Genomic DNA, 16703 nt, shown 5'->3' with positions numbered 1-16703 from the left:
CCGACCGAACAGGCCATCGCCGACGTCTGGAAGGAAGTCCTCCAGGTCGACCGGATCGGCATCCACGACAACTTCTTCGACCTCGGCGGCCACTCACTCCTCGCCACCAGAGTCGTCATCCGACTACGAGCGGCGTTCGGCTGCGAGATCGGCGTGCGAACCCTCTTCGAGCGGCCGACCGTGACCCGGCTCGCCGCCGCGGTCGAGGAACAGCTGATGCGGGAGATCGCAGGGATGACCGGCGAGGACGTCGAGCAGGCACTGAAGGAGCAGCAGGCATGAGCACGATGCACGGACTGGTCGAGGCCCAGGTCAGACGTACCCCTGACGGCATTGCCCTGGAGTTCGAGGGCGAGGAGATGACCTACCGGGAACTGGAGCGGAGGGCCAACCGGCTCGCCCACGCGCTGCGCCGCCACGGCGCCGGACCGGAGACCGTCGTCGCCGTCGGCGCCCAGCGCTCCCTGGACCTGGTCGTCTCCCTGCTGGGCATCCTCAAGAGCGGCGCCGCGTATCTGCCGCTGGACCTGGAACTGCCCACCGAGCGGCTGGCCTACATGGTCGGGCAGGCCGGCGCGGTCGCGCTCGTCCGCGGTCCCGGCATGGACTGCGATCTCGGCCGGCCCGGACTGCCCGAGGTGACCCTCGCCGGCACTGCCGGCGAGTCCGACGAGCCCTGTGGCGTCGTCGTCGACGGGCGCAACGCCGCCTACGTCATGTACACCTCTGGCTCCACCGGCCGCCCCAAGGGCGTGGTGGCCGAGCACCGGGGCGTCTGCAACCGCCTGGTCTGGGGCCAGCACGAGTACGGCATGACGTCCGACGAGCGCGTGCTCCAGAAGACTCCGTACGCATTCGACGTCTCGGTGTGGGAGCTGTTCTGGCCGCTCACGGTCGGCGCCCGTCTGGTCATCGCCAAACCCGGCGGACACCGCGACAGCGGCTACCTCGTCGAGCTGATCCAGCGGCGCGAGATCACCACCGTCCACTTCATCCCCACCATGCTCGCCCTGTTCATCGGCGAGCGGGGTGTGGAGGGATGCCGCAGCGTCCTGCGCATCATGACCAGCGGCGAGGCGCTCCCCACCGACCTGCAGAACCGGGTGCTGCGCGTCCTGTCGCACGTCGAACTGCACAACCTCTACGGCCCGACCGAGGCGTCCATCGAAGTGAGTGCCTGGCAGTGCAGACCCGACTGGCCCGGCGCAGGCGTGCCGATCGGCGCGGCAGTGGCCAACACGCAGCTCTACATCCTCGACGACGACCTGCGCCCGGCGCCGGGAGACGGACCCGGAGAGCTGTACCTCGCAGGAGTGCAGCTCGCCCGCGGCTACTCCGGGCAGCCGGGGCTCACCGCGGAACGCTTCCTGCCCGACCCCTACGGTCAGCCCGGCGCACGGATGTACCGCAGCGGCGATCTGGCCGGCTGGCACCGCCCTGGCGTGGTCGACTACCTCGGCCGGGTCGACGAGCAGCTGAAGCTCGCCGGCAACAGGGTAGAGCTCGGCGAGATCCAGGCCGTGCTCAATGAACTGCCCGGTGTGCGCGCCGGCGTGGTGGTGGCCGCAGGCTCGGCCGCCGAACAACGGCTCGTCGCCTACGTCGTCGGCGCCGATCTCGACATCGCCGTACTACGCGAACAGTTGGCCGGTCTGCTCCCCGCCTACATGGTGCCGTCCACCTTCGTCGAGCTGGCGGAGCTGCCGCTGACCTCCAGCGGAAAGCTGGACCGCAAGGCCCTGCCGGCCCCGGACCGCCCCGACCTCGCCACCCCGTACCGGGCCCCCGAGACCCCGGACCAGGAGAAGCTGGCATCCGTGTGGGCATCGGTCTTCGGCGTCGCGAGGATCGGCGTCGACGACGCGTTCCTCGCACTCGGCGGCCACTCCCTGCTCGCCGTGCGGCTCATCTCCCGGTTGCGCGAGGAGGCGGGTGTCGACATCTCGATGCGCGACCTGTTCGCCGGACTCACCGTCGCCGAACTCGCCGACACGGTCACCGCGGCACCTGCCGGCTACGCCGCCACGGCCCCCGCCCTCACCCGGGGCGGCGACGACGAGCCCGTCGTCCCTTCGTTCGGGCAGGAACGGCTCCTGTTCCTCGAGCAGATGAACCCGGACAGCTCCGCCTACGCCATCCCCGTCGCCTGGCGGATGGACGGCCGGCTCGACGAAGGCGTCCTGCGCCGCGCCCTGGAGCGACTGGCCGCACGGCACGACGCGCTGCGCACCCGATTCCCGGGCATCGACCGAGCACCCGTCGTCGCGTCCGAACCCCTGGTGGACCTGCGCCGCGTCGAGGCCGGCGCATGGAACGACGACCTCGCCTCCGCCGAGATCCGCCGGCCGTTCGACCTGGCCGCCGGGCCCGCCTGGCGGGCCGCCTTGATCAGACTCCCCGGGCACGACGTCCTGTTGCTGGTGCTGCACCACATCGTCGCCGACGGCTGGTCCCTGGGCGTCGTCGCCCGTGAGCTGGGCGACCTGTACGCGGGCGTCACCCCGCCGGCGCCGCCCGTGCGGTACGCCGACTTCGCCCGTTGGCAGCGCGCCGCGCTCACCCCGGACCGGCTGGCCGGCGAACTGGAGTGGTGGCGCACCACCCTGGACGGGGCTCCCGCCCTGGAGCTCCCCACCGACCGGCCACGGCCGATGGTGCTCGGCACCGAAGGCGCCACCCACCGGTTCGAGCTGCCGCAGGAGGCGCTGCGCACGCTGACCCGGCGTGCGCGGACCGACGCCGCCACCCTGCACACCGCGCTGCTGATGGCGTTTCAGGTCCTGCTCGGCCGGTGGAGCGGACAGAGAGACTTCGTCGTGGGCACACCGGTCGCCGGCCGGACGGCCTCCGAGGTGGAGAACGTCGTCGGCTTCTTCGTCAACACCCTTGCGGTGCGGGCCGATCTCACCGGCGACCCCACCTTCGCCGAGCTGCTCGGCCGGGTCAGGGAGGCCACCCTCGGGGGATACGAGCACCAGGACGTGCCGTTCGAACGGGTGGTGGAGGAACTGCGGCCGGAGCGGGACCTCAGCCGCACTCCGGTGTTCCAGACCATGTTCGCGCTGCGGGACACCGCCGCCACGGCCCTGCGGGTGCCCGGGATGCCGGCCGAGGAGATCCCGCTCGGCTGGCGGACCGCGAAGTTCGACCTCACCCTCTTCGTCGACCAGGCCGCCGACGGCTCTTGCACCGGCCTGATCGAGTACGCCACCTGCCTGTTCGACCCGGCGACGGTGGAGCGGATCGCCGACGGGTACCGCCGCCTGCTGCTCACGCTCGCCGAGGACGCCGGGGGCCGGCTCGGCGACTGGGACGTGCTGGACACCGACGCCCGTGGCCGCCTCGCCGAGCTGGGCACCGGTCCCACTCCGGCGATCCCCCCGCGCGCCCTGCACCAGCTCGTCGCCGACCAGGCGGCCGACCGGGGCGACGAGCCGGCGGTCGTGGACGGCGAATCCATCTGGACCTACGCCCAACTGGACCGGCGGGCCAATCGACTGGCCCGGCACCTGCTCGCTCTCGGCGTGGGTCCGGAGACCGCGGTGGCGGTCAGCCTGCCCCGCGGCGCGGACCTCGTCCTCGCCCAGCTCGCGGTGCTGAAGGCCGGCGGCGCCTATGTGCCGCTCGACGCCGACCAGCCCGCCGAGCGCAGCAGGCACATGCTCGACGACACCGCCGCGACGCTGCTCATCACCTCCGCCGGGCACCTGTCGGCGGACGGCCTGGGCCTGCGGGTCGTCGATCCGGTCGCGGACGCCGTCGAGATCGACCGGCTGCCGGACACCGCACCCGAGGTGAGCGTCTGCCCGGACAGCCTCGGCTACGTCGTCTACACCTCCGGTTCCACCGGGCGGCCGAAGGGCATCGGCATCACCCATCGCGGACTGGTCCGTACCGTCCACGAGGGCGACTACCTGACCCTCGGGCCGGACGACCGGGTGGCGTTCGCGGCCAGTCCCGTCTTCGACGCGGCCACCTTCGAGGTGTGGGCCACCCTGGTTGCCGGAGCGACCCTGGTGGTCACCCCGCCGGATGTCGCGCTGTCGCCGACAGCCCTTGCGGCGCACCTCACCCGGCACCGGGTCACCACGCTGTTCCTCACCACCGCGCTGTTCAACCAGGTCGTCCGGGAGCGGCCCGACGCTCTCGGCGGACTGCGGAACGTGCTCTTCGGCGGCGAGGCCGCCGACCCGCACACGGTGGACGCCCTGCTCGCCCACGGCGGGCCCGGCCGACTGCTGCACATGTACGGCCCGGCCGAGTCGACCACGTTCGGCACCTGGCACGAGGTCACGGCACCGGCCGCCGCCGCGACCGTGCCGATCGGCCGCCCCATGAACAACACCACCGCGTACGTGGTCGACGAGCGGCTGCGTCCGGTCCCCGTCGGTGTCGTCGGAGAACTGCTCCTCGGCGGCGCCGGACTGGCCCGCGGGTACCTCGGCGCCCCACACCGCACCGCCGACCGGTTCCTGCCCGACCCGTTCGGCCCGCCCGGCGGCAGGGTCTACCGCACCGGCGACCTGGTGCGGTGGACGGCACAAGGCCGACTGGAGTTCGTCGGCCGCGCCGACGGGCAGGTCAAGATACGCGGCTTCCGCGTCGAGCCGGGCGAGATCGAGACCGCGATGAGACGGCACCCGGCCGTGCGCGACACCGTCGTGGTGGCCCGTCCCGACCGCAGCGGGGCGCTCAGCCTCTGCGCGTACGTCGTGGCCGATTCCGCCGAACCGGGTGATCTGCGCGGGTTCATCGGCGAGAGCCTGCCGGCGTTCCTGGTACCGGCCGCAGTGGTCGTGCTCGACGAACTGCCGCTGACGCGCAACGGCAAGGTGGACCGGGCTGCCCTGCCGGAACCGACGTACGCCCCGACCACCGGCCGGCGGGAGCCGACCTGCGCGTTGGAACGGCAGCTCGCCGAGGCGTGGACGGAGGTCCTCGGTGTGGCCGAGCCCGGCATGGACGACGACTTCTTCGCCCTCGGGGGGCACTCGCTGCTGGCCATCAAGATGGTCGGCGCGGTCGCCGAGCGTACCGGCCGGGAGATGACCTTCCGCGATCTGTTCACCGCCCGCACCATCGCGGCGCTGGCCCGTCTGCTCGCCGACGCCGAGCAGGTCGGCGCCCCCATCGTCCGGGGCGACGCCACCACGGGGCTGCCGGTCTCCTTCGGGCAGGAACGGCTGGTGTTCCTGGACTGCCTCGAGGGTGCCGGCCCGGCGTACACGATTCCCGTCGCGTGGCGTCTGAGCGGACCGCTGGACCGCGACCGGCTGTCCGCCGCGTTCGACGCCCTGGTGGCACGGCACGAGATGCTGCGTACCCGGTTCACCCTGGTCGACGGCGTGGCGTTGCAGGACATCGTCCCCGGCTGGGCCGGAGTCGACTGGCGCGAGGCCGGCACGGTCGGCGACGCTGTCGGGGCGGTCCGGGACGAGGCGCGCGAGCCGTTCGATCTCACCACCGGGCCGCTGTTCCGGGGCGTGGTGTGGCATGCCGGCGACAACGAGCACGTGCTGCTGATGGCCATGCACCACGCCGTGTCCGACGGCTGGTCCATGGGCCTGCTGATCCGCGAACTGGAGTCCTGCTACGACGGCGTCGAGCCGTCCCGTCCGCAGGTGCGCTACGCCGACTTCGCGGTCTGGCAACGCGGCCGGCTCACCGGGGAACGGCTGGCGGCGGAACTGACGCACTGGCGGCAGCGGCTGGCCGGCCTGCCGACACTCGAGCTGCCCACCGACCGTCCCCGCCCGACCCGCCGCAACGGCTCCGGCGGCTCGGTGGAGTTCACGGTCGACGCGGAGCTGGTCGCCGGACTGGAACGACTGAGCCGGGAACACGGCGCGACACTGTTCATGACCCTGCTCGCCGCCTATCAGGTGCTGTTGGGCCGATGGAGCGGGCAGACCGACTTCGGCGTCGGCACCCCCGTCGCCGGCCGCGGCAGGGCCGAGGTCCGCGATGTCGTCGGGTTCTTCCTCAACACCCTCGTACTGCGGGCCGACACGAGCGGAGATCCCTCGTTCACCGAGTTGCTCGGCCGGGTCCGCGGCGAAGCTCTCAGCGCCTATGAGCACCAGGAGATGCCGTTCGGTCGTCTGGTGGAGGAGCTGCGCCCGGAGCGGGACCTCAGCCGATCCCCGCTGTTCCAGGCCATGTTCAGCTTCAACGACTGGAGCCTGGACGCGCTGCGGCTCGGCAAGGCCGCCGGTACGGCGGTCCCCGTCGATCGGGGGGCGGCCAAGCTCGACCTCACCCTGGAACTGGTGCAGCGTCCCGACGGCCTGGCCGGCGCCATCGACTACACCACCGACATCTTCGACACCGCCACGATCCGGCGGATGGCCGAGGCGTTCACTCTGCTGCTGCGCGCCGTCGTGGCCGATCCCGCGGCACGGACCGGTGATCTGCCGCTCGCCCCGCCGGCCGTGGCACCCGCGGCCGTGGCACCGCGTCCCGCCGTGTCGAGGCCGCTGCTCGAACGGATCGCCGACCAGGTCCGTGCCACCCCGGACGCGGTGGCTGTGATCTGCGGCGATCGCAAGGTCACCTACGCCGAGTTGGACCGGCGGGCCAACCAGCTCGCTCACCACCTCGTCGGCCGGGGCGTGGGTCCGGAAACCCGGGTAGGACTGCGCCTGCCTCGCGGGATCGACACCGTGGTGGGCGTGCTCGGCATCTGGAAGGCCGGAGGAGCGTTCGTCGGACTCGACCCCGACCTGCCCGCACGACGCCTCGCGCGGATCGGTGCCGATGCCGGAGCCCGGCTGATCGTCGACGAGGACATGATCACTGATCCGGCGCTCGGCCGGGGTCCGGCCACTCCACCGGCCCCGACCCGCGACCCGGGCACCCTCGCGTACGTCGTCTACACCTCCGGTTCGACCGGGGCGCCGAAGGGCGTCCTCGTCGAGTTCGCCGGTCTCACCGGCCACCTCGACACCGTTCTCGACCACTACGAGCTGGGCCCGGACGACGTCGTCCTCCAGCGTGCCTCCGCGTCCTTCGACGCGTTCCTGCGGGACTGCATCGGCCCGCTGACCGTCGGCGCGACCGTGCTGATGGCCGGGCAGTCCGACCTGTCCACCCTCGTCACCGATCTGACGGGCCGGCCCGCGCCGACGGCCGTCCTCAGCATGGTGCCGTCCCTGCTGAACCAGCTTCTCGACGGCGGCGACCTCAGCGAGGTGAGCCTGCCGGACCTGCGGTTGCTGGTGCTCAGCGGTGAGCCCTGCACCCCGGATCTGCTGGCCCGCCTGCATGCGGCGCTGCCGGGGCTGCGCAGGGTGGTCAACCAGTACGGCCCGACCGAGTGCACCCTCACCACCACCTTCGAGGACCTGGACCCGGCGGTGCGGGAGAAGACGGTGTCCATCGGGCGGCCCATGCCGGCCACCACCGTGCACGTGCTCGACGAGGCACTGCGACCCGTGCCGGTCGGGGTGTTCGGGGAACTGCACATCGGAGGCGCCGGAGTGACCCGCGGCTACCACAACCAGGCCGGCACGACCGCGCGGTCCTTCGTACCCGACCCGTGCGGCACGCCCGGAGCCCGGATGTACCGCACCGGCGACTCCGCCCGCCGACTGGCCGACGGGACACTGGAGTTCCGCGGCCGGCTGGACCGTCAGGTGAAGGTCCGGGGCGTGCGGATCGAACCGGGCGAGGTGGAAGCGTGCCTCGCCCTGCACCCCGCCGTGGGTTCGGCGGCCGTGGTCGCCCGCCCCGACGGCCCGAACGGCTGGAAACTCAGCGGCTATGCGCAGCGTTCGCCGGGGACCCGACTTTCGGTGGCCGAGCTGCGGACGCACCTGGAGTCCCGTCTGCCGTACGCGATGATCCCGACGGAACTGCTGGTCCTGGACTGCCTGCCGCTGCTCGCCAACGGCAAGGTCGACCGGGACGCGCTGCCGGAGATCACCGCCACCGCCCCGGAGAGCGGCCCGGGTCATGTCGCACCGCGCACCCCACTCGAGAAGATCATCGCCGAGGTGTGGGCGGAGCTGCTCGACCGGCCCGACGTCGGCGTCGAGGACGACTTCTTCGCCCTGGGCGGCCACTCGCTCACCGCGCTGAGAGTCATCTCCCGTCTCCGGTCCCGGCTCGACACCGCGGTCACCCTCCGTGCCTTCTTCGAGGCCCGGACCATCACCAACCTTGCCCAGAAACTGAAGGAGACGCCGTGAACGGCCTCACACCCATGCAGCTGGAGCTGCTCCACCAGCGGCTGGCGGGGCGCGCGGAGAACCGCACGGCTCCGGACGGGATCACCCGCTCCACCGGCACCAGCGACCTTCCGGTGTCGTTCGGGCAGGAGCGTCTGGTCTTCCTCGACCGCCTGGAAGGGCCCGGCCCGGCGTACACGATTCCGGTGGCCTGGCGTCTGACCGGACCACTGGACCGCGGCCGGCTCTCCGCCGCGTTCGACGCCCTGGTGGCGCGGCACGAGACCCTGCGGACCCGGTTCACCGTGGTCGACGGCGTGGTGAGCCAGGATGTCGACCCGGGGTGGAGCGGCGTGGACTGGCGCGAAGCCGGCAGTGTCGACGAGGTCGTCCTGGCGGCGGGCGCGGTGGCCCGCGAGCCGTTCGACCTGGCGGCCGGCCCGGTGCTCCGGGTGACGGTGTGGCGCCTCGGCGCCACCGATCATGTGGTTCTCCTGGCGATGCATCACATCGTCGCGGACGGCTGGTCGATGGGCGTGCTGGTGCGCGATCTGGAGACCCTGTACGGCGGCGGAACCCTCCCGGAACTGCCGGTCAGGTATGCCGACTTCGCCGCCTGGCAGCGCCATGAGCTGGCCGGAGAGCGGGCGGCCGGGGAGCTGGGCTACTGGCGGAACCGGCTGGCGGGGCTGCCGACGCTGGAACTGCCCACCGACCGCGTCCGCCCCGGCAGGCGCGACACCGCCGGCGCCGTCTGCGAGTTCGCGCTGGAGCCCGAGACGGTGTCCGCCCTGGAGCGGCTCGGCCGCGAGCACAACGCGACGCTGTACATGACGCTCCTGGCCGCATTCGAGCTGCTGCTGGGCCGCTGGAGCGGGCAGACGGACTTCGGCGTCGGCACCCCGGTGGCCGGACGGAACCGGCCCGAGGTCGAGAACCTGATCGGCTTCTTCGTCAACACCGTGGTCATGCGGGCCGACCTGGCGGAGAACCCGACCTTCGCCGATCTCCTCGCCCGGGTCCGCGACGACGCCCTCGGCGCGTACGAGCATCAGGACGTCCCGTTCGAGCGGGTCGTCGACGAGGTCAGCCCCGACCGGGACACCCATCGCACCCCGCTGTTCCAGGCCATGTTCAGTCTGGACGACGACACCGATGACCGCCCGGTCCACCTCGGCGAGGTCACCGGCGGCCGGTTCGAACTCGACGTGGAGGCCGTCAAGTTCGACCTGATCCTCCAGACCGCCCGGCGCCCCGACGGACTGGCCGCGGCGTTCTTCCACCGCTCCGATCTGTGGCGACCGGAGACCGTGCGCCGCTGGGCGGACCAGTACACGCGCCTCCTGGAGTTGGTCCTCGCCCACCCGGACACGCCACTGTCCGACCTGGAGCTGCTGCCGGACGCCGAACGCCGGCAACTCGCCGCATGGGCCGCCCCGCTGCGCTCGTACGACTGCGAGGACCGCCTCCACGAGCGGTTCGAGCGGCACGCCGCCGTCCGGCCGGACGCCGTCGCGGTGGTCGCCGGGGAGGAGCGGCTCGACTACGCCGGCCTGAACCGGCGGGCCAATCAGCTCGCCCACCGGCTGCGCGCCGCCGGGGTTGGCCCCGAGTCGGTGGTCGGGCTCTGTGTCAACCGGGACCTCGACCTGGCCGTCGGAATCCTCGGCATCCTCAAGGCCGGAGGCGCGTACCTGCCGCTGGACCCGGAACACCCGCGGGACAGGCTGGAGTACATGGTCGCCGACGCCGGCCTCCGGCTCGCCGTCGTCTCCCCGGGCCTCGCCGAACAGGTGCCCGTGAATGTCGCTCGACTGCGGCTGGACGACCCGGTGTTGGACGGCCAGCCGGTGGAGGACCCGCCGTCCGCCGGTAGCGCCGACTCACTCGCGTACATCATCTACACCTCCGGATCCACCGGCCGGCCCAAGGGCGTCTGCATCCCGCACCGGCAGGTGGTCCGCCTCCTCGACTCCTGCGAGGACGCCCTCGATCTGCCGGAGGCGGGTGTGTGGAGCCTGTTCCACTCGTACGCCTTCGACTTCTCCGTCTGGGAGCTGTGGGGAGCCCTGACCCGAGGCGGCAGCGTCGTCCTGGTCGACAAGGCCACCGCCCGCGACCCGGAGAGGTTCGCCGCGCTGCTCGGTGCCGAGAGGGTGTCGGTGCTCAGCCAGACGCCCGGCGCGTTCCGCAACCTGCGCGCGGCGCTCGGCGAACGGCGGCTCGGCGACCTTGGCGTGCGGACGGTGGTGCTCGGCGGGGAGAAGCTCGACCTGCCCGAACTCGACGGCTGGCTCGATGGACCCGGCGCCGGTGTGCGGCTGGTCAACATGTACGGCATCACCGAAACCACGGTGCACGTCACCCATCACACCGTGACCGCCGCCGACCTCACCGGCGAGGCCGTCTCGCCGATCGGCCGGGCGCTCGGCGACCTGACGATCCACGTTCTGGACCGTCACATGCGGCCCGTCCCGGCCGGCGTCGTCGGCGAGATGTACGTCGGCGGCGCCGGGGCGGCCCGCGGCTACCTCGGCCGGCCCGGTCTGACGGCCGACCGGCTGGTTCCCGATCCGTTCGGCGACCGGCCGGGTGCCCGGCTCTACCGCACCGGAGACCGGGCCCGGCATCTGTCCGACGGCCGTCTTGAGTACCGGGGCCGCGCCGACGACCAGGTGAAGATCCGCGGACACCGGATCGAGCTGGGCGAGGTGGAGGCGGCGCTGCTGCGCCACCCCGCTGTCGACCAGGCCGCCGTGGTGGCCCACGGTTCCCGCACCGGCGAGTACCGGCTCCACGCGTACCTGGTCGTCGACGGTGAGCCGGCCCGCGACGACCTGCGGCAGTGGCTGCTCGGCCAACTGCCCGAGCCGATGGTGCCGGCCTCGTTCACCGTGCTGACGGCCCTGCCACTGACCGCCAACGGCAAGGTCGACCGCAAGGGGCTGCCGGCCGTCGACGGCGCCACCCTGACCTCCGCCGGACGCCACGTCCCGCCGGCGACCCCCACCGAGCGTGCGCTGGCGGAGGTGTGGTGCGACGCGCTCGGCGTCCAGAGACCCGGCGTCACCGACCGGTTCTTCGACCTCGGCGGTGACTCCATCCTGGCCCTGCGCGTGGTGGGGCTGGCCGAGCGGCGCGGGCTGACCGTGGCGCTGCGCGACGTCTTCGCCCACCAGGCGCTCGGCGAGCTGGCCCGGGCCGTGGACCTGGCCGCCGACCAGCGGGGCACCCCGGGGCACGCCGTGCCCGTGGAGCGGTTCGCCATGGTGGCGCCGGGTGACCGGGACCGGCTGCCCGCCGGGCTGGAGGACGCCTACCCGCTGACCCGGATGCAACAGGGCATGCTCTACGAGCTGCTGGCCGACGCCGGCAAGGGCGCGTACCACAACGTGACCAGCTTCCGGGTCCAGGAACCGGCCGGGTTCGACGCCGAGGTGATGCAGCGTGCCGCCGACGCGGTGGTCCGCCGCTACGAGATCCTGCGCACCGGTTTCGACTGGAGCAGCTACGACGAGCCGCTGCAACTGGTGCACCCGGACGCCGACCTCCCGGTCGGTGTGGACGACCTGCGGGGGCTGGACGACGCCACTCAGGCCGACCGGGTCCGGGGACACCTGAACGCGGAGGCGGGGCGCTGGTTCGAGCTGTCCGTCCCTCCGCTGATCAGGCTGCATGTGCACGTGCTCAACGACGCCGAGTACCGGCTCACCATCACCGACTGCCACGCCGTCCTGGACGGCTGGAGCCTCACCTCCCTCGCCGCCGAGCTGATCGACCGGCACCGGCGGGAGCGCACCGGCGCGGCCGCAGCGCCCGCCGGGCCACCGGTGCCCCGGTTCGCCGAGTACGTGGTACTCGAACGGGAAGCCGTGGCCGACCCGGCAGCGCACGCTTTCTGGGACGCCATGGTGGAGTCGTTCCCGCCGGTACGGCTCCCGCGCTCGGCCGGCGGGGACCAGGCGGACAAGTCCACCTGCGAGGCGCTGAGAAGCTACGGTCACCTGCACGCGGGCATCGACGCTCTCGCCGCCCGCGCCGGGGTGCCCCGCAAGACGGTGCTGTTCACCGCCTACTACCACCTGATGGGGCAACTCGCCGACGGTGACTCCTACTCGACCGGGTTCGCCACCAACGGGCGTCCGGAGCGGGCCGGGTCGGAGGGGATGCGCGGTGTCTTCCTCAACGTGGTGCCGTTCGGCGTGCGTTCCACCGCGACCAGCTGGGTGGACCTGCTGCGTGACGTCTTCACCGCGGAACAGGAGGTCATCCCGCACCGCCGCTTCCCGCTGGCCGAGATGCAGCGCGGCCAGTGGGCCGGTGAGGTGCTCGTCGACACCGCCTTCAACTACGTGCATTTCCACGGCCTGGGCAGCGAGCACAAGCAGGAGATCGAGGAGATAGCCCGCACCAACTTCGGGCTCATGGTGACCACCGGCCCCGGAGGCGTGTCGTTCGAGTCCGATGCCGGCCGCATGTCGCAGAGCGAGGTCGAACGGCTCGCCGACGCGTACTGCGCGCTGCTCACCGCGATGGTCGACGAACCGGAGGGCGTCCCCGGCATCCCGGTCGAGGTGATGGCTCCCCGGTCGGGGGAGAGCGCCGACCAGGTCCGTGACGAGCGCAGTGTGGTGGCAGTCTTCGAGGCCCAGGTGGCCGCACACCCGGACGGGGTGGCGGTTGCCACCGCTGACGGTGAGTTGACGTACGCGCAGCTCAACGCGCGGGTCAACCGCGTCGCCCACCATCTGCGCAGACACGGCGCCGGACCGGAGGCGGTCGTCGGGCTGTGCGCGGAACGCTCCGTCGAGCTCGTCGTGGGCATGCTCGGCATCCTCAAGGCCGGGGCGGCCTACCTGCCCATGGACCCGCGCGATCCGGGCCGCCGTCTGGACCGGCTCATCCGCGACACCGGTGCGGACCTGGTGCTCGCCCAGCCCGCATGGCGCCACGTCGTGCCCGAGCGGGCCGGCACCGTCATCACCCTCGCCGGCGCGAGCTTCGACGGCGAGCCGACGACCGACCCGGACCGCGGCCCGGACACCGACAACCTGGCCTGTGTGCTCTACACCTCGGGCTCCACGGGTCTGCCCAAGGGGATAGCACTGCCGCAACGGGCCATCGTCGACACCCTGGTGGAGCAGCGGGACATCGCCCTCGACTCCGGCGAGACGGTCCTGCACCTGAGCAGTTTCAACTGGGACGCGGCCATCTTCGAGATCTTCGGGCCGCTGCTGACCGGCGGCACCTGTGCCGTCTACCCGGCGGAACCCATCACGCCGGCCGGTATCGTCGCCGCGATCCGCCGGCACGGCGTCACCACGGCATTCCTCACCACCACACTGTTCAACCTCGTGGTGGAGGAGGGACTGGAGGACCTGGGAGGACTGCGCCAGATCTTCTTCGGGGGAGAGGCGGCGTCCCCGACCCATGTTCGCGAACTGCGGACCCGCTGGTCGGACATGCGCATCGCCAACGGTTACGGCCCGGTGGAATGCACCTTCGTCGCCACCACCCACCCGGTGCGCACCGTTCCTGCAGACGCGGTCAGCGTCCCGATCGGCCGCCCGCTGGACCGCACCACCGTCCTGGTACTCGACGACGAGCTCCACCCCGTCCCGGCCGGCGTCGCCGGGGAGCTCTGCATCGGCGGTGACTCCCTCGCCCGCGGCTACGCCGGGCAGGCCGGACTGACCGCGGACCGCTTCGTTCCCGACCCCCGCGGCGGTGGCCGGCGGCTCTACCGCACCGGCGACCGGGGACGTTGGCGGGCGGACGGCACCCTGGAGTTCGGCGGACGTCTCGACGGCCAGGTGAAGATCCGGGGCCGCCGGATCGAGCTCGGGGAGATCGAGGCGGTGCTGTCCTCGCGGCCGGACGTGGCGGTCGCGGCCGCGGTCGCCCGCACCGACGAGCCCGGCGACGCCCGGCTCGTGGCCTACCTGGTTCCGGCGGCCGGCGTCGCCGCGCCCACCGCGGACGAGCTGCGCCGCTGGCTGCGCGACCGCCTCCCGGCCTACCTGGTGCCGACGGCGTTCGTGCCGATGCCCGCACTGCCGGTGACGGCCAACGGCAAGCTCGACCGGGCGGCCCTGCCGGCACCGACCGGGCCCGCCGTCACGGACCGTCCGTACGTGGCGCCGCGCACCGACACCGAAGAGAGGCTGGCCAAGCTCTGGGCCGAGACGCTGCGGCAGAACCGGGTCGGCGTGCACGACGACTTCTTCGAACTCGGCGGCAGCTCGCTCGCCGTCGTCAGGGTCGCCGCCCGAGCCTGCGACCTCGGACTGCCGGTAGGCGTCGCCGACCTCCTGGAGCACCCCACCGTGGCGTCGCTCGCCGCCGCCATCGCCACACGGGAACCAGCCGGCGAAGGAGCCGCGCTGCGCCGGGAAGGCGATGTGCTGGTCGTGCTGCGCGAGGGCACGCAGCGTCCGCTGTTCTGCGTGCACCCGAGCGGCGGCAGCGTCGCCTGGTACCTCCCACTGGCCAAGGCACTCCCGCCCGGGCGGCCCGTGATCGGGCTGCAGGCCCGGGGCATCGACGGCGGCGTCGACGCCCACACGATGCAGGGCCTGGCCGAGGACTACGTGCGGAGGCTGCGCGCCCATCAACCGGAGGGGCCGTACGCCCTGTTCGGCTGGTCGATGGGCGGCAACATCGCCCAGGAGATGGCGATTCAGCTCACCGCGCAGGGCGAGCAGGTCGACACCCTGCTGCTGCTGGAGCCGGCCGTGCCGGACGAGGCCGGGATGTTCGCCGTCACCGAGGCGCTCGAGCTGCTCGACCGCGCGGTCGCCATGCGCGAGGCGATCCGTGAACTCTCCCCGGGCACCCCGGCCCGGCTGAGCCAGGAGCGGGAGCTGGTGACCACGCTGCTCGCCGCCGGCGTCAACAGCGCGGAGGCCGATCTCGGCGCCGACTGGCCGGTGGCGATGTGGACGGCACTGCTGCGCGCCGCCTCCACCTACCGCCCCGATCCGTACTACGGGCCGGTGCACCTGCTGGTCACCGCCGAGGCGGCGGACGCCGGGCCCGGACGCCCGTCCGTGGTCGCGGGCGAGAGCTACCCGGCCTACGAGCGGCGGTGCCGCGAGCTGTTCCCGGAGGGCCTCACCCTCCACCACCTGCCCGGCACCCACCGGAGCATGGTCGCCGATCCCGAGGTCGCGGCCGTTGCCGCCCTCGCCGCCGAGTTGATGGAGCGCACGGCATGACCACCACCGGTCAGGTCACCGACCGTTACCTGCTGGACGACGAGATCGTCGCCGATCCGTTCCCCTACTTCGCGCACCTGCGCACCACCGCACCCGTGCACTGGAGCCCGGTCCACCGGGCCTGGCTGGTCACCGGATACGACGAGGCGACCGCCTGCTTCAGCGACCCCGCGGTGTCGGCCGACCGGATATCCCCGATGCTGGCGCAGACACCGCTGCACCTGCTCAGCCCGGAGGCGTCCCGCGCTTTCGGGATCATGGCCGGCTGGATGGTCTTCGTCGACCCGCCCGAGCACCGCCGACTGCGCAGCGTCTTCCGCGGCGCGTTCGGTCCCCGGCAGATCCGCCGCAACCGGCCGATGGTGCAGGAGGCGGTGGCCCGGCTGACGGCCCGGGCCAGGGACGGCGGCGACGTCACCGATCTGGTGGCCGACTTCGCCCGGCCTCTGCCGGCCACCGTGGCGGCGGCCTGGATGGGGGTACCGGAGCAGGACACCGAACGGTTCCAGCGCTGGGCGATCCAGGTCGGTGACCTGGCCCTCGGTTCGGTGCAGTCGGCGGAGGAGCACGAGAGCTCCCAACAGGCCCTGCTGGATCTCTTCGACTATCTGCGGCGGCTGGTCCGTCGGCGGAGCGACGACCCGCAGGCCGACTTGATCAGCGCGGCGCTGGAGAGCGGTCTGGTCGGTGACTCCGTCAGCGAGGACGAGTTCGTCGCCATGCTCACCCATGTCGCGTTCGCCGGCGGGGAGACCACCAGCAACCTGATCGCCGTCGGGGTGTGGAACCTGCTGCGCCGGCCCGACCAGCTCGATCTGCTGCGCGCCGAGCCCGAGTTGGCGCCCGGCGCCGTGGAGGAGCTGCTGCGTTTCGACGGGCCGTCGAAGATGTCCGTCCGGCAGGCGAAGACCGATCTCTCGCTCGGCGAGCGGCTGTTGCGGGCGGGAGACCGGCTCTACCTGGTCACCGCGGCGGCCAACCGGGACCCGTCCCGGTTCGACCGCCCCGACGAACTGGACCTGCGCCGGCACCCGAATCCCCACCTCGGATTCGGGCAGGGAGCGCACTTCTGCCTGGGAGCACCGCTGGCCCGGCTGGTGGCCGGGGCCGCGCTCACCGACCTCCTGGCCGCCGCGCCGGATCTGGCGCTCACCGGCGCCCCGGCGAACTGGCAGTCCTCGCTCCTCAACCGGAGCCTCCAGTCGCTGCCGGTACGGCTCAAGTAGCGGCTCCCGCACCCCCATACGGGACCGGCCCTCCGGCCGGGCCCCTTCATCCGTCACCGGACATCAGCCGGGACAACCAACCCACCAGCACG

The 16703-nt window shown here is 72.6% G+C and carries 4 protein-coding genes; all 4 read left to right on the top strand.

Going from position 1 to position 16703, the window contains the following annotated elements:
• A partial coding sequence (locus tag ACFWU3_RS07145; RefSeq protein ID WP_384432398.1) for a phosphopantetheine-binding protein occupies nt 1-282 on the top strand: 282 nt, incomplete at its 5' end.
• Nucleotides 279-8189, top strand: coding sequence for an amino acid adenylation domain-containing protein (locus ACFWU3_RS07140; protein WP_384432396.1), 7911 nt, complete (start codon nt 279-281; stop codon nt 8187-8189). The genes ACFWU3_RS07145 and ACFWU3_RS07140, both read left to right, overlap by 4 nt.
• The gene (locus tag ACFWU3_RS07135) at nt 8186-15385 is read left to right on the top strand and encodes an amino acid adenylation domain-containing protein (RefSeq protein WP_384432393.1); all 7200 of its coding nucleotides are present in this window, start codon (nt 8186-8188) and stop codon (nt 15383-15385) included. The genes ACFWU3_RS07140 and ACFWU3_RS07135 overlap by 4 nt, the downstream gene beginning before the upstream one ends.
• The gene (locus ACFWU3_RS07130) at nt 15382-16611 is read left to right on the top strand and encodes a cytochrome P450 (protein ID WP_384432390.1); all 1230 of its coding nucleotides are present in this window, start codon (nt 15382-15384) and stop codon (nt 16609-16611) included. The genes ACFWU3_RS07135 and ACFWU3_RS07130 overlap by 4 nt, the downstream gene beginning before the upstream one ends.
• Nucleotides 16612-16703 lie beyond the last annotated feature (92 nt).

Origin of the sequence: Streptomyces sp. NPDC058685, from assembly GCF_042714725.1 — a bacterium.
Lineage (GTDB): Bacteria > Actinomycetota > Actinomycetes > Streptomycetales > Streptomycetaceae > Streptomyces.
The sequence above is the reverse complement of the archived record's forward strand: the minus strand, read 5'-3'. Positions and strand labels throughout refer to the sequence as shown.

Excerpts from the sequence above, each read along its gene's own strand:
- ACFWU3_RS07130 (WP_384432390.1), top strand. The coding sequence starts at position 15,382 with ATGACCACCACCGGTCAGGTCACCGACCGTTACCTGCTGGACGACGAG.
- ACFWU3_RS07140 (WP_384432396.1), top strand. The coding sequence starts at position 279 with ATGAGCACGATGCACGGACTGGTCGAGGCCCAGGTCAGACGTACCCCT.